The sequence below is a fragment of the Saccharothrix sp. CB00851 genome (assembly GCF_001905065.1).
In the GTDB taxonomy this organism is placed as follows: Bacteria; Actinomycetota; Actinomycetes; order Mycobacteriales; family Pseudonocardiaceae; genus Actinosynnema.
Map to the genome: position 1 here is coordinate 499,147 of NZ_LWLC01000012.1, position 21,314 is coordinate 520,460.

Sequence of the window (21,314 nt, forward strand, 5' to 3'; positions counted from 1 at the left end):
GTGCGTTACCGCCCACGGTGCGTCGTGAGCCGGGTTCCGGCGCGGATGTCGGTGTGGCCGGCTACGGTACGGCCATGAGTGAACAGCCCGTCCTCGCCGTGCCGGAGCCTCGGGTCATCCGTGACGAGTTGCAGCGGCTGGTTCTGGCCGACTTGCTGGGTCCGCTGGAGGGCGAGCACGAGGAGTTCACCCGCGAAGACCCGCTGGACCGCTACCCGCTGGGCAGGCTTGCGCCCCGCGGCGAGGTGATCGAGCCGGAGACGCAGGACGAACTGGCCGAGAGTCCGGCCGCCGAACCGGAAGAGGTGGGTCAAGAGCCCAGCGCGCCGAACATGGCCAGCCTCGCGTTGTCCTCGATCGGGTTCACCGCCACCGTCGCCGGGGATGTCGACCAGCTCGAGGTGACCGCCAAGTGGGGACGCTACGAACGCGTGGTGGCGGAGACCGAAGAGGGACTGCCGGACCGCGTGTGGCGACGCGTTCCGATGAGCGGTGTCCTGAAGGTCGCTCTGAACGACGCGGCGGCGAACAACGATGAAGGGCTCTTGCCGCCCATGGCGGTGCACGCCGAAGCCCCGGACGTCGTCGTGCGGGGGCGCATCCGCCGCCATGGTGACGACTGGCTGGTGTCGCTGTTCCTGGAGAACCGGCAGCCGCGCGGGGCCGGCCGGGCATCCGCGGATTGGTTGTTCCAGGTGGAGTTGTCCGCCGCCGCGCCGGACGGCACCGAGGTGTTCCTGCCCAGGCCCGATCGTCCCTCAGGCGGGCACAAAGCCGACCAGGCCGAACAACGCGGTCTCGCCATGGCCTACCGCTTCACCCCGGAGTTCGCGGTCGGTCATGGCGTCGCGATGCACGCTGATCGGAACACCGAGCGGTCGTTGCGGGCCGTGCGGCTGACCACCCGCACCGTGCCGAACATCGAGATGCCGGCGACGGACGTGCCCGATCCGGAAAGGGACGCCGACCTGACCGCGTTGAGGGACGTCGTGCTGGACATGACCCGGCTCGCGGACCTGGCCGAAGGTCCGGTCGAGGAGCTGTCCGCGGTGCTGCGCCCGTTGGTGACCGGGTACCGGGACTGGATCGGGCAGCGGGCAGCGGAGGTGGACGCTCCCGACGCGCACCTCGACGGCCACCGGGACGAGGCGCTGAACGCGTTGACCGCCGCCCGCCGTGCGGCCGACCGCATCGAGGCCGGAGTGGACTTGCTGACCACCGACGCCGACGCGCGCAAGGCGTTCGGTTTCGCCAACCGTGCGATGGCGCGGCAGCGCCTGCACACGATCGCCGCCGACGAGCGCCGTGCCCACCCGTCGAAAATGCTCGACGACGTGGTCACCGAGGTGGACGTGCCCCGCAACCGCAGTTGGCGACCGTTCCAGCTCGCGTTCATCCTGCTCAACCTGCCCTCGTTGGCGAACCCGCGGCACGCCGAACGGTCCGAGGACGCGAACAACGGGCTGGTCGACCTGCTGTGGTTCCCGACCGGTGGTGGAAAGACCGAGGCGTATCTCGGTCTCACCGCGTTCACGCTCGCGGTTCGCAGGCTGCAACCGGCGTACGGCGGGCTGCGCGCGGACGAAGGTGTCGCCGTCCTGATGCGGTACACCCTGAGGCTGTTGACCATCCAGCAGTTTGAGCGGGCAACGACTCTCATCTGCGCCGCTGAGGTGCTCCGGCGAGCCGATGAGGCAACTTGGGGTTCCGCGCCGTTCCGCATCGGCTTGTGGGTGGGCGGCCGGGTCACACCCAACCGCACCGATCACGCCGCCGACTGGGTCAAGGAGATCCGCCGCTCCAGCGGCAGGCCGACCCTCGGGCAGGGCTCGCCGCACCAGCTCACCAGTTGTCCCTGGTGCGGCACCGCGATCGAGAAGGGGCGCGACATCGAGGTCGAGCCGACGCGGCGTCGCACGCTGATCCAGTGTCCTGACGTGTTCTGCCCGTTCGGTTCCATCTCGGGACCGACGGAGCCTGCCAACCGTGGTCTGCCGGTGCTGGTGGTGGACGAGGAGATCTACCGCCACCCGCCCTCACTGCTGATCGCCACCGTGGACAAGTTCGCGCAGCTGCCGTGGAAGGGCGAGACGGCGGCGCTGTTCGGCCGGGTCAGCAAGCGTTGCGAGCAGCACGGCTACCTCACAGAGGACCTGGAGCTGGCGGACTGGGAGAAGGCCAGGCACCCGGGGCGGGTGGTCGGTGTCAGCCCGATCCGGCCACCGGACCTGATCATCCAGGACGAGCTGCACCTGATTTCCGGACCGCTCGGGTCATTGGTGGGCCTGTACGAGACGGCCGTCGACCGGCTGGCGACGTGGAAGCTCGAAGGCGGTCGATCCGTACGGCCCAAGGTGATCGCGTCCACGGCGACCGTCCGCAGGGCAAACCAGCAGATCAAGGACCTCTTCTACCGCAAGACCGAGGTGTTCCCGCCACCCGGTCTCACCATCGACGACAGCTACTTCGCGCGTCAGCGGCCGATCGAGGAGCGCCCAGGTCGTCGTTACGTCGGCATCTGCGCCCACGGCTCGCGCATCAAGTCGACCCTGATTCGGGTCTACGTGTCCGTGCTCGGCGCGGCACAGCGGCTGCACGAGCAATACGGCCGCAACGAGGTGACGGACCCGTACATGACCTTGGTCGGATATTTCAACAGCCTCCGTGACCTGGGCGGCATGCGCAGGCTCGTCGAGGACGACGTCAGTGCCCGCTTGGCCAGGGCGGACGCGCGAGGTCTCGCCAGGCGGTACGACCCGAAGCAAAAGGAACTGACCTCGCGGTTGAGTTCCGACGCCATCCGCCCGCTGCTCGACGAACTCAAGATCCCTTTCACCGGGACCAGGCCGAAGGGGTCGGCCGCGCCGATCGACGTGCTGCTGGCCACCAACATGATCGCCGTCGGCGTGGACGTCTCCCGGCTGGGTGTCATGGTGGTGACCAACCAGCCCAAGTCCACCGCCGAGTACATCCAGGCCACCAGTCGCGTCGGCCGCCAAGCGCCCGGGCTGGTATTCACCGTCTACAACTGGGCACGGCCACGCGACCTGTCGCATTACGAGACGTTCGAGCATTTCCACCAGACGTTCTACCGTCGGGTGGAGGCCTTGTCCGTCACGCCGTTCGCGGATCGTGCGATCGACCGGGGTCTGACCGGTGTGATGGTGGCATTGGTGCGCGAGCTGGAGCCCGCGTACAACGGCAACCTCCGCGCGCAGGACTTCGACCGGCACTCGGAACTGGCCGACCACGTCGTGCGATACCTGGGCCGTCGCGCGGTCGGTCGGCCGCGTCACATCACGCAGCGGATCATCGACCAACTTGACCTGCGCCTGGACATGTGGGCAAGGGAACGGGCGATCCCCGGCCGCAGGCTCGCCTACGATCAGCCACGGGTCAGTGAGGACATCGCAGGGTTGCTGCACAGGCCGGGTATGGCGGCCCGGAGCCCGCTGGTCGCGCCGACCTCACTGCGTGACGTCGAACCCGGCGTGCAGTTGCAGTTGCTTCCCGGGATAGACCCGTGGGACTCGGAACCCGCGTTCCGCGCTCCCGCCGACGACGCCGACATGACCGGGAGTGCACAGTGACCGCGCTCGAGCGTCCGCGCACCAGCCGGGTCGGTGCTTTGCGGCCCAACCAACTGCTGCACACCTACGGCGTCGGCGCGGTCGCGGACCTGCCGAACCTCTCGGTTGTGACGATGGGGCTGGACCACTGGGAACTCCGGCACGCGACCGAGATCACCGAGGATCGACTCCTCGCTGCGGTCCGCGCCAGGCTGGGTACGCAGGTCGAGGCGCTGCGGCAGCCACCACACCTTCCGGAGACCAGTGACGTGTTCGGCGAGTGGGCGAAAGTGGGTGTACCGGTCGGGCTGTTCCCGATGTGGCTTCGTTGCTCCGACACTCGGTGCAACCAGTTGGGCCGTGCCGACGCAGGATACTTCGAGTTGATCCACGACATGTTCAACCCCGATCGCGTGCGGTACGTGCACAACTGTCGAGGTGGCCGCACAACCCGTCCGGTGGCAGTTCCGGCGCGATTCGTGCTCGCCTGCGACAATGGCCACTTGGATGATTTCCCGTGGCAATACTTCGTCCACAAGGGATCGGTGCCGGAATCAGGTCACTCCCTTAAGCTCTCCGAGCGTGGCACGACGGGCGAAGCGGCGAACATCCTCGTCAGCTGCGGCGAATGTGGTGCCCAACAGAGCATGGCGCAGGCCCTGGGTGCAGCGGCAGTCGAGAACTTGCCGCTGTGTCGTGGCCGGCACCCGCAATTGGGCACGTATGAGGACTGCGATAAGCAACCTCGCACCCTGGTCCTGGGCGCCACGAACAGTTGGTTCGCCATGCAGTTGCGCGCGTTCAGCCTTCCCCGTGCGGATCAGGCGGTGGACCAGATCGTAGCCGAGTTCTGGGGCCAACTGGGCCTGTTGGCGGCACTGCCGGAAGGTATCGCCAAGAACGTGATGCGCACTCAGCGCTGTTGGCCGGAACTCGAACCGTACGGAGAGGACAAGGCCTGGGAGGCGATTCGGCGTCATGCCGAGTCGCCGCCTGATCGGCAACCGGTCGACGACCACGACCTGCTCACTCCTGAGTGGAACGCATTCAGTGAAGGTGTTTCCTACGAATTGCCCGAATTCACCACTCGTCGTGAGAACCGGCCGAGGAGCGCGGAAAGCTGGCTGGAGAACGTGGTGTTGGTGACCCGGCTGCGCGAGGTCGCCGCCCTCTACGGCTTCACGCGAATCGACGCTCCCGAGTGGGGCGAACCGGGTACCGCGGACGTGCGGCGCGCACCGCTGTCGATCGACCCGCCGACGTGGGTGCCGTGCGCCGAAATGCGCGGTGAGGGCATCTTCCTCCAGTTCTCCGAGCAGCGTCTCGCCGAGTGGGAACGCGGTGACGCGGTGCGTAACCGTGGACGTCAGATGCTCGAGCCCGCCCACCACCAGTGGCGGGAGCGTCGGCGGCTCGAACGCGACACGTGGCCGGGCGCGCGGTACGTGCTGCTGCACACCTTCGCCCACGCGTTGATCCGGGAGCTCGCACTGGAATCGGGCTACAGCGCGTCCGGTATCGGTGAACGCATCTACGCCGCCACGGGTGACCGACCGATGGCCGGGGTACTGCTCTACACGGCGGCACCCGACAGCGAAGGCACCCTCGGCGGGCTCGTCAGCCTGGGCGAACAGCACAACCTCGGCGCGTTGATCGAGCGCGCGTTGGAAGCGGCCCGGTTGTGCAGCAGCGACCCGCTGTGCGCGGAGCACGATCCGCGGGAGCACGCCAGGCTCTACGGTGCCGCGTGCCACGCGTGCCTGTTCGCGTCGGAGACCTCCTGCGAACGCGGCAACCAGTACCTGGACCGGTCGTTGCTGGTGGACACGCTGACGTCGACCGGTGCGGGGTTCTTCGGCTGATGGATCGGGAGTTCGCGGTCGAGTTGGCGGCGCTGGCCCGCAGGTTGTCCTCCGGTCAGATCGCGAATTGGTGCACCGTGTTGGACCACGCCCCGGGTCCTCTGGACTCCGTCGAGGAGCAGTTGATCGGTCGAGAGCCCGGAACGGAGGCGTCCGGCGCGGCCCGGCAGTTGATCTCGTCCTGGACGCGGCACGCACCGCTCTTACCCGGCACGGCGGTGGCCTTGGCCCTGTCCGCTGCCGCAGCCGTGCACGACGAAGCCGGTAACGAGCGTGCTCGGCTCGTCGCCAGCGGACCCGTGAGCGCCGCCGTGCCGGTCAGGCTCACCAGTTCGGTCGTGGTCGACCTGGTGAGTCGCGCCACGGATCGTCTCCTGGTGGTCAGCTTCGCGGCCTACGGCGTACCAGAGGTGGTGCGGCACCTGATGGCCGCCGCTCACCGGGGTATCCGGGTCGATCTGGTCGTCGAGACGTCGACCGACATCGGCGGTGTTCTGCGCGGACCGGGCGGGGCTGAGGCGTTCACAGCGCTGCGCGACCTGGCCACGTTCTGGCACTGGCCGGCCGCGCATCGGCGTGGGGCGTCGTCGCTGCACGCGAAGGTCGTGGTCGCCGACGCCGCGGCCGCACTGCTCGGTAGTGCGAATCTCACCAACCGCGGTTTGGTCGACAACATCGAGGTCGGAGTGCTGCTGCGGGACCCAGACCTCGCGGGGAGGCTCGACGGGCACTTCCGGGCCTTGATGCGGCCGGAGGCCCGTTGTCTCAGCCACTTGTGGTGAGTGCGGTGACCAGCGCGGTCGTGACGGCGGTCAGGCGGTCCTTCGCGGCTTGTTCAGCGACGCCCGTCTGGATCGACAGTGCGGCCACGGCGTAGCGGTCGGCGACGATGCCGGAGGTGTGCAGGTAGAAGTCCGCCGGCAGGTACCACATCCAGCCCTGCTTGGCGTAGGTGCCGGAGCCCGGTGCGAGCAGGCCGTACGCCTGGTCGAAGCCGTCCGCGGCGGTAGGGGAGGCGGCGGACAGGGCGGTCAGGACGAAGTCCCGGTTGGCGGGCGGGAGGTTGGTGATGTGGCGGTAGAGCCGGGTGACGTCACGTGCCGACATCTCCACGTCGCCCCACTGGGAGGCGTCGGCCGGGGCACGGGTGGCGGTCAGGCCGGCCCGGGTGGCCACGCGGGTGATCGCGCCCATGCCGTCGTGCAAGGTCCACAAGGCGTTCATGGCGTCGTCGTCGCTGAGGCTGAGGGCGCGTCGCAGGCGGTCCAGGTCGGCCGCCGGTACTTCGCCGGACGTCAGCAGGTCCACCGCGACCACGAGCTTGCTCAACGACGCCGAGCGGAACGGGGTGTCGGCGTTGTGCCCGGCCGCCTCACCGCTGTGCAGGTCGATGACGGCCAGCCCGAGGTCGACCCCGCCGGCCGCCTCGACCGCCCGCGCCACCGCCGCCGAGAGGTCCGGGGCGGGTGCCTCGGCGGTACGTGGCGCGGCCGGGTGCGGGGTTTCCGCCGAGGTGCCCGCGGCGCTCGGTGGCACGGCCCGTGACGCCTGCGCGGTGCACTCGGCGTCTCCCGGGTACACCAGCGCGGTCACGCCCGCGATCACCGCGACCGCGACCACCCACCAGCGTCTTCCCACACCTCAACGGTCCGTCTCACAATCGCCTGACGTCGAGCGATTCCTCCTGTGCGGTTCCTGAAGATTCGTCACGTCGCACGACGTACGCGCCACCGTCGCGCCGTTCGGACACCGCCTCGACCAGTTCGGTGCCGCGGTAGACGAGCCCGGCGCCGTCGTCGGTGCAGTGCGTCTCCGGCAGCAGGCCCGACGCCACCGCCGCCTGGATCGTGGGCCGCCGTTCCGCCTCGCTGTCGTAGTGGACTCCATTCCCATACGGCAGGAAGCCCAGCCCGTTGGTGATCACCCGCAGCTCCGGCCCGAACGAGTCCGTCGAACCGCCCACGAACCAGCAGATCGACCCGGCCGACACGCCACCGAGCACGACGCCGTCCTGCCACGCCGCGCGCAGCGCCGAACCGAGGTCGTGCACCGCCCACACGGCCAGCAGGTTCGCCACCGAACCACCGCCCACCCACACGACGTCGTGTGACGCGAGGAAGCCGGGGACGTCGGTCGTCGGCGGCATCGTGAACAGGTTCAGGTGCGACACCTCCCACCCCGCCAGCTGCCCGGCTTCGGAGATGTCCGCGTTGAACCACCGCTGGTCGCCCAACGCGGTGCCGATGTGGCACAGCCGCGGTGCGCGGCCGTGCACGCCGGACAGGTCCACGGCGTGGTGCGCGAGTCGGTGGAACTCCAGGTCGGTGCGTCGCCCGGCGCGGAAACCACCGGAGGTCGCCACGATCGTCGGCCGGTCTGCTGCCATGCCGCGATCCTGGCAGGGCTCACGCCGGCGCGGGTGTGGAATCATCCCCCGCGTGAAGTTCCTGCCGAGACTCCGCAGGCTTGCCACGCGCGTCGTCCTCGGCGGCCTCGTGATCGGGCTCCTCGTCGTCGGCGGCACGGCGTTCCGCGTGTGGCAGGTGGCCCGCGAGGACGACCGCACCCACGCCGACATGGCCGTGGTCCTCGGCGCGGCCCAGTTCAACGGCGTGCCCTCGGACGTGCTGGAAGCCCGGCTGGAGCACGCCCGCCGGCTGTACGAGCAGGGCGTGGTCAACTACATCGCCACCACCGGCGGCAGGCAGCCGGGCGACAACTTCACCGAGGGCGAGGCCGGCCGGATGTGGCTGGAGGCGCACGACGTGCCCGCCGACCGCATCCTCGAAGTCGGCGAGGGCACCGACACGCTGGGCAGCATCCGGGCGCTCGCCGCCGCCGCCCGCGCCAAGTCCCTCACCACGGCCGTGATCGTGAGCGATCCGTGGCACTCCCTGCGGGCCCGCACGATGGCCGAGGACGAGGGCCTGTCCGCGTGGACGTCGCCGACCCGCAGCGGGCCGAACGTGCAGACCCGCGAGACGCAGCTGTTCTACATCCGCCGCGAGACCGGCGCGCTGCTCTACTACCACCTGATGAAGGCGCCGGCGGGCGCGTTCGACGGCATCCTGCTGTAGGTCGCCGCTTACCCTGAGCGGATGACCCAGGGCTACACCGGGCACGACTTCGCGCGGCTGCTCCCCGAGCCGCCCAAGGGGGCGGTGCTGCCCGGCGCGCGCACCGAGCGCCGTTCGCCGTTCTCCCGTGACCGGGCCAGGGTGCTGCACTCGGCGGCGCTGCGCCGGCTCGCGGGCAAGACGCAGGTCGTCGGGCCGGGCGAGGGCGCGGAGGTGACCGGTGTGCCGCGCACCCGGCTCACCCACTCGCTGGAGGTCGCCCAGATCGGCCGCGGCATCGGCGAGGAGCTTGGCTGCGACCCGGACGTGGTCGACACCGCGGGCCTCGCCCACGACATCGGGCACCCGCCGTTCGGGCACAACGGTGAACGCGCGCTGGACGAGCTGGCCGGGCCGTGCGGCGGTTTCGAGGGCAACGCCCAGACCCTGCGCATCCTGACCCGGCTGGAACCCAAGACCGCCAAGGGCCTCAACCTGACCCGGGCGTGCCTGGACGCGGCCACCAAGTACCCGTGGACCCGCCGTCCCGGGATGGTGAAGTTCGGTGCCTACGACGACGACCTCGACGTGTTCGACTGGGTGCGCGAGGGCGCTCCGGAGCGGCGACGCTGCCTGGAAGCCCAGGTCATGGACTGGGCCGACGACGTCGCCTACTCCGTGCACGACGTGGAGGACGGCGTGCTCGCGCACCGGATCAGCCTGTCCGCCCTCGGTGACCCGGCCGAACGCGCCGCCATCGCGGGCCTGGCCGCGAAGCACTTCTCCGACGAGCCGGCGTCCGTGCTCGAAGCCACCGCGACCGAGCTGCTCGGCCTGCCGGTGATCGCCGAACTGGCCGAGTACGACGGGTCGCTGCGTGCCCAGGTGGCGTTGAAGCGGCTCACCAGCGACCTCGTCGGCCGGTTCGCCTCCGCCGCCGTCGGCGCGACCCGCGAGGTGCACGGCGACGGCCGGCTGAGCCGCTACCAGGCCGACCTGGTCGTGCCGCCGCGCGTCGCGGCCGAGGTGGCGTTGCTCAAGGCGGTCGCGGTGCGGTACGTGATGAGCGACCCGTCGCGGCTGGCCATGCAGGCGCTGCAACGGGAACTGGTCGCGGAGCTGGTCCACCTGTTGCTGATGCGCGCACCGGACACCCTCGACCCGGCGTTCCACCCCGCGTGGGCCGCCGCCGGCACGGACGCCGAACGGCTGCGCGTCGTGGTCGACCAGGTCGCCTCGCTCACCGACGCCCAGGCCGTGGCGTGGCGGCGGGCGCTGGCGAATGACCACCCCGAGCCCCGGTAACCGGTGGCACACTCGGTGTCATGACCGATGAGACCCAGAGACCGCGTGGTCGTCCGTGGCCGTGGCGCCGACCGAGCCGCGAACCGGTGAAGGTCGCCCGTGAGCTGCCGTACGGGTGGACCGGGTGGGACGACGATCCCGACGACGGTTCCGCCGGGGTGCGCGAACCACGCCACCCCCAGCCGCTCGGACCCACGAGCGGCGCGGGCGAACGTCCGATCCCGGACGAGCCCACAGCGGTTAAGGAGACCCAGTGCCTGATCGAACGCACCTGACGTTCGCCCTCACGCTGCACGACGCCGTCGCGCCCGACCGCACGCGCAACGCCTGCTGGTCGCCGTACTCGGTGGCCAGCGCGCTCGGCCTCACGGCGCAGGCGGCGCGCGGCGAGACGGAGGCCGAACTGCTCGCGCTGCTCGGCGAGGACCACGCCAAGGTGCTCAAGGGCGCGGTGGTGGGCGACGACGCCGAGTTCTCCGTCGCCAACACGCTGTGGGCCTGGGACGAGCTGCCGGTCAACGAGGGCTTCCTCACCGACCTGGCCGGGTGGCCGGGCGCGAAGGTCCGCTCGGCGCCGTTCGCCGACGACCCGGAGGGCTCGCGCAAGCTCATCAACGCCGACGTCGCCGAGACGACCCGCGGCCTGATCCCGGAGTTGCTGGCCGCCGGGGCGATCACGTCCGACACGGCCGCGACCCTGGTCAACGCCCTGTACCTGAAGTGCGCGTGGGTCGAGGAGTTCCCCGACCACGACACCGCCGACCTGCCGTTCCGCGGCACGGGCAACGTCGCGACCATGCGCCGCGAGGGCACCATGCGCTACGCCCAGCGGGATGGCTGGCAGGCCGTGGCGCTGCCCGCGCTCGGTGGCGTCGAGGCGGTCGTGCTGCTGCCCGACGGTGACCTGGGCGGCACCGAAGGCGTGCCCGAGGTGCTGGAGGCGTTGGACCACGACCGGATCGAGCTGTTCCTGCCCAAGCTGGACCTGTCCGTGAACGTCTCGCTCGCCGAGGCGCTGCAGCAGGTCGGCGTGCGCAGGATGTTCGGCCAGGGGGCGGACCTCACCGGGCTGAGCTCCGACCCCCGGCTCTTCGTGGACGACGTGGTGCACGAGGCCGTGCTGCGCTTGGACGAGCAGGGCTTCGAGGGCGCCGCAGCGACCGCCGTGGTGATGCGCCTGACGTCGTTCATGCCGGTCGAGCGCTCGCGCACGGTCCGCGTCGACCGGCCCTACCTGCTACTGGTCCGGCACGCCGAAACGGGCGCCATCTTCTTCCTCGCCCAAGTGGCCAAGCCGTGAGTTGACTCAGGTGCAATGGCTTTCGAGAGGCGTAGGTCTGGTTCAGCCCGGGAGTGACAGTTTCCCTTGATAGGCCCGCACCCGTTCAGCGAACCGCGGACATTGTGCCGAGACGAGCTGACCCGCCAAGTCGGCGCGGGCACCCCGTCGCGCCCAGTACACGGTTTGCTCACGGGTCACGAGTTGCACCAAGGCGGGCGCACTGTCGTCGACCAACACGAAGAAGTCGTCAGGTTTGTAAGCCTCGTAGGGCCTTGAGTCCGCGTCATGGTCCGCGCTGAAAAAACCGTTGTCGGCGGTCAGGATGAAATCCGCTCGGCAGGCCACGGCCGCGGCGTGCACGTGCCGGTCGTCGCCGTCACCGCCGGCGTACGAGTCGTCGATGGAGAAGTCCTCGACCCTGCCGCCCTCGAAGGTCTTCGCGATCAGGTCCCGGATCGACGTGATCTTTGCGCCGCTCCATTCCGGGTGGTTCCGGCGCAGTCGGTAGATGGTCTCGGCGAGCACGTCCTCGGTCCAGTAGACCGTGTAAATTTCACCGGAAGACCTCAATTGCAACAGTGCGAGCCAGTCCCGCAGCGTGCGGGAGTACAGCACATTGGCATCGACGAAGACTCTCGTGGGGGCCACCGCAAGAGGCTATCTGTCGACCATGCCTTCTCCGTGGTCGGGTCGACAGCCGGTAATCCGAATTCAATCGTCTTCCAGTGCGCGCAGTTCGGTGAATGCGGCCAGCTGGCGTTGCCGACGCGCATGCCGCTCTTGCAGCACGTCGGCGGTCCGCAAGCGGGTGTGCGAGCCGACCTTGTGCGAGGGAATCACGCCGGCATTGATCTTGCGCATCAAGGTGGGGCGCGAGATGCCCAGCAGTTGGGCGGCGGCGGTGGTCGTCAGCTCCTCGGGCATCGCGCTGACGGTGACCACGTGGCCCTGCGCCACGGCGTGGACGACCTGGGCGATGATCGCCGACAGCTCGTCCGGTACCGGGACGGCTTCACCTTGTCCGTCGGTCACGGCGGTGAACCGTGCGCCATGAGGGGCCAGCTGTGTCATCAGGGCCTGTGCTTGCCGCTGGTCCCGTTCGTCGGTCAACACGACATCACGGTCAGCCGTGGTCACTACCGTCGACACCGCCATCACTCCCTCCGCAGGGTGTTACGGTTACAACTGATCGACGCTGCATTTATATGTGCAACGTCGTCCATGGAACCACGCCCGTTGCGCAGGTGCAACCTCAGTTCTTCCTCGCCCAAGTGGCCAAGCCGTGAGTTGACCCGGGACTGTCACGTCTTGAGCGCCCTCCTCGTCCACCGGGTGAAGACCCGAAACGAGGAGGGGACATGGCACCCAGGATCCCGGTCGTCACGACCAAGCAGGCCAACCCGCTGGTGAGGTTCGCCTACCGGTTCGCCAAGAAGCGGTTCGGGGCGGTGCCGGAGCCGTTCACGGTGTCGGCGCACCACCGGAAGCTGTTCGTCGCGAGCGCGCGCCACGAGATGGCCGTGGAGAAGGCCGCCAAGACGCTGCCCGTGTCGTTGCGCGAACTGGTGGTGTACCTCACGGCGGTGAAGCTCGGCTGCTCGTGGTGCGTCGACTTCGGCACCATGCTGATCAAGCACGAGGGCCTGGACATCGACCGGCTCAAGGAGATCCACGACTACGCGAACTCGGACAAGTACGACGAGTTGGAGAAGCTCGCCCTCGCCTACGCCGACGCGATGACCGAGACGCCCACCGCCGTCACCGACGAGCAGGTCGCCGAGCTCGACCGCCGGCTCGGGCACCAGGGCCTGGTCGAGCTGACCTACCTGATCGCGCTGGAGAACCAGCGGGGCCGGTTCAACTCGGCGTTCGGCATCACCGACCAGGGGTTCACCTCGGGTGACGCCTGCCGGGTGCCCATGCCCTAGGGACGCGGGGGGAACGGCACGTGGCCGAGCTTGTCCGGGTTCGACATGTCGTACACGCCGGCCACCCTGCCGTCCCGCACCACGACCGCCTCGACGCGGGGCGTCAGCTCGCCCTGGGCGGCGAACACCATGCCCAGGTCGCCGTTGACCAGCGCGGGCTGCCCCTCGACCGCGCCGTAGCGGCGCATGAGGCCGAGGATGAAGCGAGCCACCTTGTCCGCGCCGGTGATCACCTGGGCGGCCGTCTTGGCCTTGCCGCCACCGTCGCCCACCAGGACCACGTCCGGGTGCAGCAGGCCGACCACCGCGTCGAGGTCACCGGACGCCACGGCCTGGAGGAACCGCTCCAGCACCTCGCGCTGCTCGTCGAGGGCCACCCGCGGCGGTGGCTCGGCCTCGGCCGCCGCCCGACGGCCCCGTGACGCGTGCTGGCGCGCCGTGGCGACCGTGCAGCCCAACGTGTCCGCGATCTCCGCGAACGGCACGCCGAACGCGTCGTGCAGCACGAACGCCACCCGCTGCTCGGGCGTGAGGCGGTCGAGCACGACCAGGGCCGCCATCCGCACGCCGTCGTCGCGCACCACCGCGTCCAGCGGGTCGTCCTCGCCCGAGGTGACCAGCGGCTCCGGCAGCCACTGCCCGACGTACCGCTCCCGCCGCGCCGCCGCCGACCGCAGCCGGTCCAGGCAGATCCGGCCCACCACGGTCGTCAGCCAGCCGCGCAGGTCGCGGATCTCCGCACGGGCCTGGTCGCCGAGACCGGTCAGCCGCAGCCACGCCTCCTGCACCGCGTCCTCGGCGTCCGCGACGCTGCCGGTGAGCCGGTAGGCCACCCCGACGAGGTGCGAGCGGTGCCCGGTGAAGGTCGAGGCCAGGGTCTGCTCGGCGGCGGTCACGGGCACCAGTCTGCCAGCACTAGACTCGCTCGACGTGGCAGGACGCATCCGGGAGAGCGACATCGCGTTGGTGCGTGACCGGAGCCGGATCGACGAGGTCGTGGGTGATCACGTCTCGCTGCGTCGGGCCGGTGGCGGCGCGCTGAAGGGCCTGTGCCCGTTCCACGACGAGAAGTCGCCGTCGTTCAACGTCCGCCCCTCGCACGGCACGTTCCACTGCTTCGGCTGCGGCGAGGGCGGCGACGTCATCGCGTTCGTGATGAAGATCGAGCACCTCGGGTTCGTCGAGGCCGTCGAGCGGCTGGCCGACCGGGCGGGCATCCAGCTCACCTACGAAGGCGGCGGAGCGACCGTCCAGCGCGATCGGGGCACCCGCACCAGGCTCATCGAGGCGCACCGGGTCGCCGCCGAGTTCTACGCCGAGCAGCTGGCCACGGCGGACGCGCTGGCGGCGCGGGAGTTTTTGGCGCAACGCGGTTTCGACGAGGCCGCGGCCCGGCAGTTCGGCTGCGGTTTCGCGCCCGGCGGCTGGGACAAGCTCACCAAGCACCTCCTCGGCCGCGGGTTCGAGCTGACCGAGCTGATCAAGGCCCAGCTGACCAAGGAGGGCAGGCAGGGCCCGATCGACCGGTTCCACCGCAGGCTGCTGTGGCCGATCCGGGACATGGGCGGCGAGGTCGTCGGGTTCGGCGCGCGCCGGATCTTCGACGACGACCCGATCCAGGCCAAGTACCTCAACACCAGCGAGAGCCCGATCTACAAGAAGTCCCAGGTGCTGTTCGGGCTGGACCTGGCCAAGCGGGAGATCGCCAAGCGCAGGCAGGCCGTGGTGGTCGAGGGCTACACCGACGTGATGGCCATGCACCTGGCGGGCGTGCCCACGGCGGTCGCGTCGTGCGGCACGGCGTTCGGCGCGGACCACATGAACGTGCTGCGGCGGCTGCTGATCGACGACTCGCTCAACGGCGAGGTGATCTTCACCTTCGACGGTGACGCGGCGGGGCAGAAGGCGGCGCTGAAGGCGTTCGAGGGCGAGCAGGCGTTCTCCGCGCAGACCTACATCGCCATCGCGCCGGACGGCATGGACCCGTGCGAGCTGCGGCAGGCCAAGGGCGACGTGGCCGTGCGCGACCTGGTCGCCCGCCGCACGCCTCTGTTCGAGTTCGCCATCAAGACCCGGCTGCGCGACTACGACCTGGACTCGGTGGACGGGCGGGTCGAGGCGCTGAAGGTGATGGTGCCGTTCGTGGCCCAGATCAAGGACCGGGCCAAGCGGGACGGTTACGCGACCCGGCTGGCCTGGTGGGTCGGCTGGGAGGACGAGTCGGCGGTGGTGCGCCGGGTGCGCGAGACGGCGACCGGTCGTGCGCCGGCACCGTCACGGCGGGCCGCGCCGGTGGACCCGAACCAGGGTGCGCTGGACGTCGACGGTCCGCCGCGCCCCGATCCGCGCGACCCGGCGCTGTGGGCGCAGCGGGAGGCGTTGAAGTCGGCGCTGCAGCTGCCCGAGATGGCCGGGCCGTACTACGACTCGCTGCCCGACGAGGCGTTCACGCACCCCGCGTACCTGGCGTTGCACCAGGCGATCCGGGAGGCGGGCGGGGTGTCGTCGGGGTTGGCCGGTCCGGCGTTCCTGGACGCGGTCTCGCAGGCGTGCCGGCAGCAGGCCGTGCGGTCGGTGCTCACCGAGCTGGCCGTGGAGCCGCTGCGGGTCAAGGCCGAGGACGAGTACCGGTACGTGCAGAGCGTGCTGGCGCGGTTGCAGCAGATCCTGGTGGCCGGGCAGATCACCGAGATCAAGTCCCGGCTGCGGCGGGTGTCGCCGGTGGAGGAACCCGACGAGTACCGGGCCCTGTTCGGCGACCTCATCGCGCTGGAGGACTACCACAAGGCGTTGGGCCAACAAGCGGCGGGCGGGCTGTGATGGGACTGTTCCGGAGGATTTTCGGCTCGGGCGCGCCCGAGGGGTTCACCGGTGCGTTGGCGGCCGACGAGAACGTGCTGGCGTCGGCCGCGGTCGGCTCGGACTGGCTCGTGGCGACGACGCACGGGCTGTGGTTGCCGGGGCCGCGTCGGGTCGGGTGGCACCTGATCAGCAAGGCGACGTGGACCGGGAACGCGCTGGCGGTGGTCGAGGCGGTCGAGGACGGCACGGCGGGCGAGGCCGTGGTGCTGCGCGACCTGGCGCCGCAGCGGTTCCCGCTGGAGTCGCCGGGCAAGGTGCCCGAGGTCGTGCACGAGCGGGTGACCGGGTCGATCAAGTCGCGGGAGCACAACGCGACCGTCGGCGCGTGGTTCGTGCAGCGCAAGGTGGCCGGTCGGGACGGCGTGGTGCTCCAGGTGCGGCCCGATCCGGGCGTTGACGTCGAGCGCGTCCGGGAGGTCGCGGCGTCGGTGGCGGCGAAGATCGCCAAGCTGCGCGGGTGACGGTCGCCGGCGTACGGTAGCAGTACGTTCGTACTGTTACTGGGGGTGTGCGCATGTGGGATCCGGGCAAGTACCTCGCGTTCGCCGATCACCGCTCGAGACCGTTCCACGAGCTGGTGGCGCGCGTCGGTGCCACGTCGCCGCGGCGGGTGGTCGACCTGGGCTGCGGTCCGGGGAACCTGACCGCGTCGCTGGCCGAGCGGTGGCCGGGCGCGGTGGTGGAGGCGCTGGACTCGTCACCGGAGATGGTCTCGGCCGCGCGGGCGCGCGGGGTGGACGCGCGGGTCGGTGACGTGACGTCGTGGGAACCCGGGCCGGACACCGATGTCGTGGTGACCAACGCGGTGCTGCAGTGGGTGCCGGGCCACGAGGACCTGCTGCGCGAGTGGGCGCGGGCGCTGCCGTCCGGCGCGTGGCTGGCGATGCAGGTGCCGGGCAACTTCGCCGGGCCGTCGCACGAGCTGGTGCGGTCGCTGGTGCACGAGTCGTGGCCCGCGTTGCGCGGTCTCCTGCGGCCGTCGCCGGTGCTCGACCCCAGGGGGTACGCCGAGGTGCTGGACGGCTGTTCGGTGGACGCGTGGGAGACGACGTACCTGCAGCGGCTGGAGGGCGAGGACGCCGTGCTGGAGTGGATCACCGGGACGGCGCTGCGGCCGATCCGGGCCGCGCTGGACGACGGCGAGTGGGCCGCGTTCCGGGGCCGGTTGGCGCCGCTGCTGCGCGAGGCCTACCCGCGGCGGGCGGACGGCACGACGTGGTTCCCGTTCCGCCGGGTCTTCGCCGTGGCCCGTGTGCCGTAGACGTGCGCCGAGGCCGCCCCGGATGGTTCGGGGCGGCCTCGGGCGTGGCGCGTCAGTTGGCGCGCGGGATGACCGGATCGCGGCGGTGGCCGTTGGCGTTGGGCTGGTGCCGGCCGAAGCCGGTCTTCTCGCCCACCTTGGCGCGCACGATGCCCGCCGCGCCCTGGACGGCCGGGTGGTCGGCCAAGGAGCGGTAGGCGCGCACGATCTGGTCGTAGCGCTGGCGTCCGGCGCGTGCCCCTAGGACGTAGCCGACGGCGGCGCCGAGCAGGATGCCCTTCATGAGGTGGTCCTCTCCTGGAGATCGTGCCTGGTCACACCCTTCCTACCGGACGAGGAGGGGGTGTGCGCGAGCACTGTTGAGGATGCGCTAGAGTTACGTCCTGTCGGGCCGCGAGGCTCGGCCTACAACAGAACATTCCCCCTTAGCTCAATGGCAGAGCATTCGACTGTTAATCGAAGGGTTACTGGTTCGAATCCAGTAGGGGGAGCGCGATGGCACCCCAGGCCGCTCGGCCTGGGGTTTTGTCGTCTCATGGCATCCGGGTACCCGCGAGTCACCCGATCGTCACACCCTCTGCGCCGGTTTCTTCGGGCACGCTGATCCACATGGCCGACCGTCCTGCCCACCGCACCGCTGATCGCTTCGCGAACCGCCGCCGGATCACGTCCCTGGACCCCGAGCGCGACCACGTCGAGATCATGCGCATCTCGTCCGGGTACGAGTTCCCGTGGGACTACGTGCGGTCGCTGGAGTTCGCGCTGTTCCGGACGTACTGCGTGCCGTCGATCTCGGCGCTGTTGGCGAAGACGGGCGAGTTCGAACGCCGGCCGCAGCAGCGGTACGACGACACGGCGTTGCTGATGGCGGAGCTGGTGGAGCACGGCTACGACTCGCCGCGCGGCCGGGAGGCGCTGCGGGTGGTGAACCGGCTGCACGGGCGGTACGAGATCGCCAACGACGACATGCGGTACGTGCTGTCGACGTTCATCTTCGACCCGATCGACTGGATCACCCGGTACGGCTGGCGGCCGCTGACCGACCACGAGCGGCTCGGCGCGTTCCACTTCTACTCCGCCGTCGGCCTCCGGATGGGCATCAAGGCCCTGCCGACCACCTACGCGTCCTACCTGGCGTTCAAGCGCGAGTACGACGAGACTCACTTCACCTACAGCGACACGAACCGGGCGATCGGCCAGTACACGCTGGACCTGTTCTGCTCCTGGTACCCGGCTCCCCGCGCGCTGACGTCCCGGGCCGTGCTGGCGATGCTCGACGAACCCATGCTGACCGCGTTCGGCTTCCCACCCCAGCCGGCCTGGCTGACCCGCGCCGCCGACAAGGCTCTGCGCCTACGCGCCCACACGATCCGCCTCCTCCCGCCACGCAGGACACCACGCCTGACCAACGACCCGAAGAACCGCACTTACCCGGGCTACCCGACGGGCTACCGCCCGGCCGACCTCGGAGCCCCGTAGTCCGCCAGTGCACAGCTTGGTCACGCCGCCCGGGTTGTCGAGACGCGGGGGATCTCTCCTCTGTACCCTCCGGAACCGCACGTCAGGGGCGGTAGCTCAGCCGGTCAGAGCAGCGGACTCATAATCCGTCAGGTCGTGGGTTCGAACCCCACCCGCCCCACCGCCTGACCAGCGCGAACGCTGGTTCGGAGATCAATTGAAGATCATTTGTCCATGTTGTTGTCCATGAAGGCTTGGGTGACCATGGGGACATGGCCACCCAGGACACCAGCGCGGAGCGCCGTCGACGGGGCAGCGTCCGCCAGCGCGGCAACTCACTACAGGTCCGCGTCTTCGCCGGCGTGGACCCCGTAACGGGCAAAGACGTCTACCTCTCCGAGTCCGTCAAGGGCACCACCAAGGCCGCTCACAAACAGGCCGACAAGGTGATGACACGGCTGCTGGCCGAGGTGGACCAGCAGCGCTCGACCAGCACCACCGTGACGTTCTCCCACGCGATTGACGAGTGGTTGAAGAACGTCGAGCTTGAGGACAACACGCGTGACGGGTACGTGGGCTACATCGAACGCACCATCCGGCCGGCGCTGGGCAAGGTGCAGGTTCGCAAGCTGTCCGCTCGTGCACTCGAAAGCCTGTATTCGGAGCTACGGCGGTGTCGCATCCGCTGTGACGGTCGGCCGTTCATCGAGCGGCACAAGGCCGAGGGCGAGCACGACTGTGTGAAAGCCAAGTGCAAGCCGCACAAGTGCAACCCGATGGCGGCCTCGTCGGTCCGGCAGATCCACGCCATCATCAGCGGCGTGCTCAATGCCGCTGTCCGGTGGGAGTGGATTTCCCACAGTCCGGCGAAAGTGGCGCAGAAGCCGAAGCAGAAGCCTCCGCAGCCTGATCCCCCGTCACCCGCCGACGCCGCCCGACTGGTCGAAGCGGCATTCGAGATGGATGACGATTGGGGAACCCTCGTCTGGCTGGTGATGACTACCGGAGTCCGGCGCGGTGAAGTCTGCGCGCTCCGCTGGTCGCACGTCGACCTCGAAGAAGGAACGATCGAGATCCGCCGGAGTTACACCTTGCGTCGGGGTGTCGGTAAGGAGAAAGACACCAAGACGCACCAGATGCGCCGGATTGCACTGGACAACGAAACGCTTGTGTTGCTCATGGAACACCGCCAGCGTTGCCGTGCGCGGCTCGCTGAACTCGGTATCGAGCTGACTCCCGACATGTACGTCTTCCTCGGTGTTCGCAAAGCCGACCCGACCGTTCCGTACTCTCCGCACGCAGTGTCGAGCCGCTACAAGGACATGGCCGAGCGGCTGAAGATCGATACGCATCTCCACGCCCTGCGGCACTACTCCGCGACCGAGCTGCTGACGGCTGGAGTCGACCTCCGCACGGTAGCGGGACGGCTGGGCCATGGCGGTGGTGGTGCCACGACGTTGCGGGTGTACGCGGCGTGGGTCGCAGCCTCTGACCGGAAGGCGGCCGAGATCCTCGGTTCGCGGATGCCGAAGCGCAAGCGGGCTGAATCAGCCGATTAGCGCTTCGAGCCGCCGGCGCTGTCTGCTCGACCCGATCTGAGCGGCAAGCAGTCGCGCCCGCTCGGCATGGGCTGCCGCTTGAGCACGTTCGCCGTTCGCGGATAGGACTTGAACCAAGTCGACACGCAACGCTGTTTCCGCTCGGGTGAACGTGGGATCGAGTCGTTCGAGAACCGTGCCGAGTACGTCGATTGCTTCCCTCTTGCCGAGTCGCGCGAGCGCACTCCCTCGCCATCGGGTCAAGTGAGTTTGGTCGAAGACCAGATACGGCGCGTCGGCGCGGTCGGACTTCGTTGCGATCAGTTGAGCGGCCACGTCGAACGCCTGCAGACTGTCTGTGTGCCGCCCGTTCGCGGCCAACGTTTCGCCGTGGGCTGCCATCAGCCACGCCGTGAGAAATGGGGGAGCGTGGCCCTGAGCGATTTGCAGTGCGTGGCCGGTGAGGTCGACGGCTGACTGCGAATCGCCGATGTCGAGCAGGACAACCGCTTGGCCGGCGCACGCGTAAGCCTCAAGAGAACGTGATTCCGCTACGCGTGCGGCCGCTCGTGCTTGATCGTAAAGCTGCCACGATTCGCGGACCGCACCTCGATCCAGTGACTGCCAACCGGCGAGTGTCGAGGCATCCGCGATCACGCTTGCCAGGCTGACTCGCACACGATGGTTGAGTATGTCACCGAGCAGTTGCCACATTTGGTCGATCTGTGCCCGTAGCTCGCTCAGGAGTGTCGCACCGCCAAGGCGTCGGTCGATCACCCGCGTGAGGTTCAGCTTTTCTTGCAGGAGCGAGACCGTATGCTGGTCGACATTGCGGCCGGACATGATGCGCGCCCGGAGTTCCAGGGCTTCACTCGACCAGTTCTGTACCTCGGAACGGGGTGCGGACGACGGCCTGAGCAATCGGTCGATCGGTACGCCGAGCATCTGTTCCAACAGACGCTTGGTGCCCTGGCGCGGCGCTCCGAGGGGCCGTCCGTCGGCGCGTTGACCGGACGCTAGGCGGTGGACGTGGCGAGCGCTGAGTGTCGCGTCGATGCCGTGTTCGTACGCGTACCGGTTGGCCTGCTCGCTGAACTCCTCGGCGGTCAGCCCGCGCTCGTGGAGCAGTTCGCCCAGCAGCGTGCGTCGGTGCTCTGTCCCCATCGGTTGATCTCCATGTCCACCAATGTCAG

At 69.4% G+C, this 21,314-nt stretch carries 20 protein-coding genes and 2 tRNA genes; 15 read left to right on the plus strand and 7 right to left on the minus strand.

What is annotated here, in order from left to right; translation table 11 throughout:
* Positions 1–74 precede the first annotated feature (74 nt).
* From drmA to drmC, 3 genes are read left to right on the plus strand one after another with little or no spacing between them, the layout of a single operon-like run.
* Positions 75–3,590: a DISARM system helicase DrmA gene (gene drmA / locus A6A25_RS15065; protein ID WP_143193159.1), complete on the plus strand. Its 3,516-nt coding sequence runs from the start codon at positions 75–77 to the stop codon at positions 3,588–3,590.
* Complete coding sequence (drmB, locus tag A6A25_RS15070; protein ID WP_073889810.1) at positions 3,587–5,431, plus strand: DUF1998 domain-containing protein; 1,845 nt, start codon at positions 3,587–3,589, stop codon at positions 5,429–5,431. The genes drmA and drmB overlap by 4 nt, the downstream gene beginning before the upstream one ends.
* On the plus strand, positions 5,431–6,213 hold the full coding sequence (drmC, locus tag A6A25_RS15075) for a DISARM system phospholipase D-like protein DrmC (RefSeq protein WP_073889813.1): 783 nt from the start codon (positions 5,431–5,433) through the stop codon (positions 6,211–6,213). The genes drmB and drmC overlap by 1 nt, the downstream gene beginning before the upstream one ends.
* Here the strand turns inward: drmC and A6A25_RS15080 are convergent.
* Positions 6,197–7,069, minus strand: a complete 873-nt coding sequence (locus tag A6A25_RS15080; protein WP_143193160.1) for a serine hydrolase — start codon at positions 7,067–7,069, stop codon at positions 6,197–6,199. The two genes, drmC and A6A25_RS15080, sit on opposite strands and share 17 nt — an antisense overlap.
* 16 nt (positions 7,070–7,085) lie before the next feature.
* Complete coding sequence (locus A6A25_RS15085; RefSeq protein WP_073889819.1) at positions 7,086–7,817, minus strand: peptidase E; 732 nt, start codon at positions 7,815–7,817, stop codon at positions 7,086–7,088.
* Between the two features lie 52 nt (positions 7,818–7,869).
* Here A6A25_RS15085 and A6A25_RS15090 point away from each other — a divergent pair, with 52 nt between their 5' ends.
* The 4 genes from A6A25_RS15090 to A6A25_RS15100 are packed head-to-tail and all read left to right on the plus strand — an operon-like array spanning position 7,870 to position 11,092.
* Complete coding sequence (locus A6A25_RS15090; RefSeq protein WP_241828703.1) at positions 7,870–8,508, plus strand: YdcF family protein; 639 nt, start codon at positions 7,870–7,872, stop codon at positions 8,506–8,508.
* 21 nt (positions 8,509–8,529) lie between these two features.
* Positions 8,530–9,792, plus strand: coding sequence for a deoxyguanosinetriphosphate triphosphohydrolase (locus A6A25_RS15095; RefSeq protein WP_073889822.1), 1,263 nt, complete (start codon positions 8,530–8,532; stop codon positions 9,790–9,792).
* A 20-nt stretch (positions 9,793–9,812) separates the two neighbouring features.
* On the plus strand, positions 9,813–10,067 hold the full coding sequence (locus A6A25_RS42975; RefSeq protein ID WP_143193161.1) for a hypothetical protein: 255 nt from the start codon (positions 9,813–9,815) through the stop codon (positions 10,065–10,067).
* The gene (locus A6A25_RS15100) at positions 10,046–11,092 is read left to right on the plus strand and encodes a serpin family protein (RefSeq protein ID WP_073889825.1); all 1,047 of its coding nucleotides are present in this window, start codon (positions 10,046–10,048) and stop codon (positions 11,090–11,092) included. Before A6A25_RS42975 ends, A6A25_RS15100 begins: the two co-directional genes overlap by 22 nt.
* Before the next feature lie 42 nt (positions 11,093–11,134).
* On the opposite strand, the gene A6A25_RS15105 is transcribed toward A6A25_RS15100, so the two are convergent.
* Together A6A25_RS15105 and A6A25_RS15110 are read right to left on the minus strand one after the other, a co-directional pair.
* The gene (locus tag A6A25_RS15105) at positions 11,135–11,722 is read right to left on the minus strand and encodes a PIN domain-containing protein (RefSeq protein ID WP_073889827.1); all 588 of its coding nucleotides are present in this window, start codon (positions 11,720–11,722) and stop codon (positions 11,135–11,137) included.
* 63 nt (positions 11,723–11,785) lie between these two features.
* Positions 11,786–12,229, minus strand: coding sequence for a helix-turn-helix domain-containing protein (locus tag A6A25_RS15110; RefSeq protein ID WP_073889830.1), 444 nt, complete (start codon positions 12,227–12,229; stop codon positions 11,786–11,788).
* Between the two features lie 203 nt (positions 12,230–12,432).
* Here A6A25_RS15110 and A6A25_RS15115 point away from each other — a divergent pair, with 203 nt between their 5' ends.
* Positions 12,433–13,002, plus strand: a complete 570-nt coding sequence (locus tag A6A25_RS15115; protein ID WP_073889833.1) for a carboxymuconolactone decarboxylase family protein — start codon at positions 12,433–12,435, stop codon at positions 13,000–13,002.
* On the opposite strand, the gene A6A25_RS15120 is transcribed toward A6A25_RS15115, so the two are convergent.
* Positions 12,999–13,946: a sigma-70 family RNA polymerase sigma factor gene (locus A6A25_RS15120; protein ID WP_073889836.1), complete on the minus strand. Its 948-nt coding sequence runs from the start codon at positions 13,944–13,946 to the stop codon at positions 12,999–13,001. The two genes, A6A25_RS15115 and A6A25_RS15120, sit on opposite strands and share 4 nt — an antisense overlap.
* Here A6A25_RS15120 and dnaG point away from each other — a divergent pair.
* From dnaG to A6A25_RS15135, 3 genes are read left to right on the plus strand one after another with little or no spacing between them, the layout of a single operon-like run.
* Positions 13,933–15,822: a DNA primase gene (dnaG, locus tag A6A25_RS15125; RefSeq protein WP_073889839.1), complete on the plus strand. Its 1,890-nt coding sequence runs from the start codon at positions 13,933–13,935 to the stop codon at positions 15,820–15,822. The two genes, A6A25_RS15120 and dnaG, sit on opposite strands and share 14 nt — an antisense overlap.
* Complete coding sequence (locus tag A6A25_RS15130; RefSeq protein ID WP_073889842.1) at positions 15,822–16,325, plus strand: hypothetical protein; 504 nt, start codon at positions 15,822–15,824, stop codon at positions 16,323–16,325. The genes dnaG and A6A25_RS15130 overlap by 1 nt, the downstream gene beginning before the upstream one ends.
* A 53-nt stretch (positions 16,326–16,378) precedes the next feature.
* Positions 16,379–17,125, plus strand: a complete 747-nt coding sequence (locus tag A6A25_RS15135) for a trans-aconitate 2-methyltransferase (RefSeq protein WP_073889845.1) — start codon at positions 16,379–16,381, stop codon at positions 17,123–17,125.
* Positions 17,126–17,177: 52 nt separating this feature from the next.
* On the opposite strand, the gene A6A25_RS15140 is transcribed toward A6A25_RS15135, so the two are convergent.
* Positions 17,178–17,408, minus strand: a complete 231-nt coding sequence (locus A6A25_RS15140; RefSeq protein ID WP_073889848.1) for a hypothetical protein — start codon at positions 17,406–17,408, stop codon at positions 17,178–17,180.
* A 136-nt stretch (positions 17,409–17,544) separates the two neighbouring features.
* Here A6A25_RS15140 and A6A25_RS15145 point away from each other — a divergent pair.
* From A6A25_RS15145 to A6A25_RS15160, 4 genes are all read left to right on the plus strand, one after another.
* Positions 17,545–17,616: transfer RNA gene (locus tag A6A25_RS15145), tRNA-Asn, on the plus strand.
* A 118-nt stretch (positions 17,617–17,734) separates the two neighbouring features.
* Entirely contained in the window at positions 17,735–18,604 is an 870-nt protein-coding gene (locus A6A25_RS15150; RefSeq protein WP_073889851.1) for an oxygenase MpaB family protein, read from the plus strand.
* 85 nt (positions 18,605–18,689) lie between these two features.
* Positions 18,690–18,764 (plus strand) — tRNA-Ile (locus A6A25_RS15155).
* Positions 18,765–18,855: 91 nt separating this feature from the next.
* Positions 18,856–20,142 carry a tyrosine-type recombinase/integrase gene (locus tag A6A25_RS15160; RefSeq protein ID WP_073889854.1) on the plus strand — a complete coding sequence of 429 codons (1,287 nt, stop codon included), beginning with the start codon at positions 18,856–18,858 and terminating at the stop codon, positions 20,140–20,142.
* Here the strand turns inward: A6A25_RS15160 and A6A25_RS15165 are convergent.
* A complete protein-coding gene (locus tag A6A25_RS15165) occupies positions 20,131–21,285 on the minus strand; it encodes a hypothetical protein (protein WP_073889857.1) in 1,155 nt (384 codons plus the stop codon). The two genes, A6A25_RS15160 and A6A25_RS15165, sit on opposite strands and share 12 nt — an antisense overlap.
* Positions 21,286–21,314: the final 29 nt, after the last annotated feature.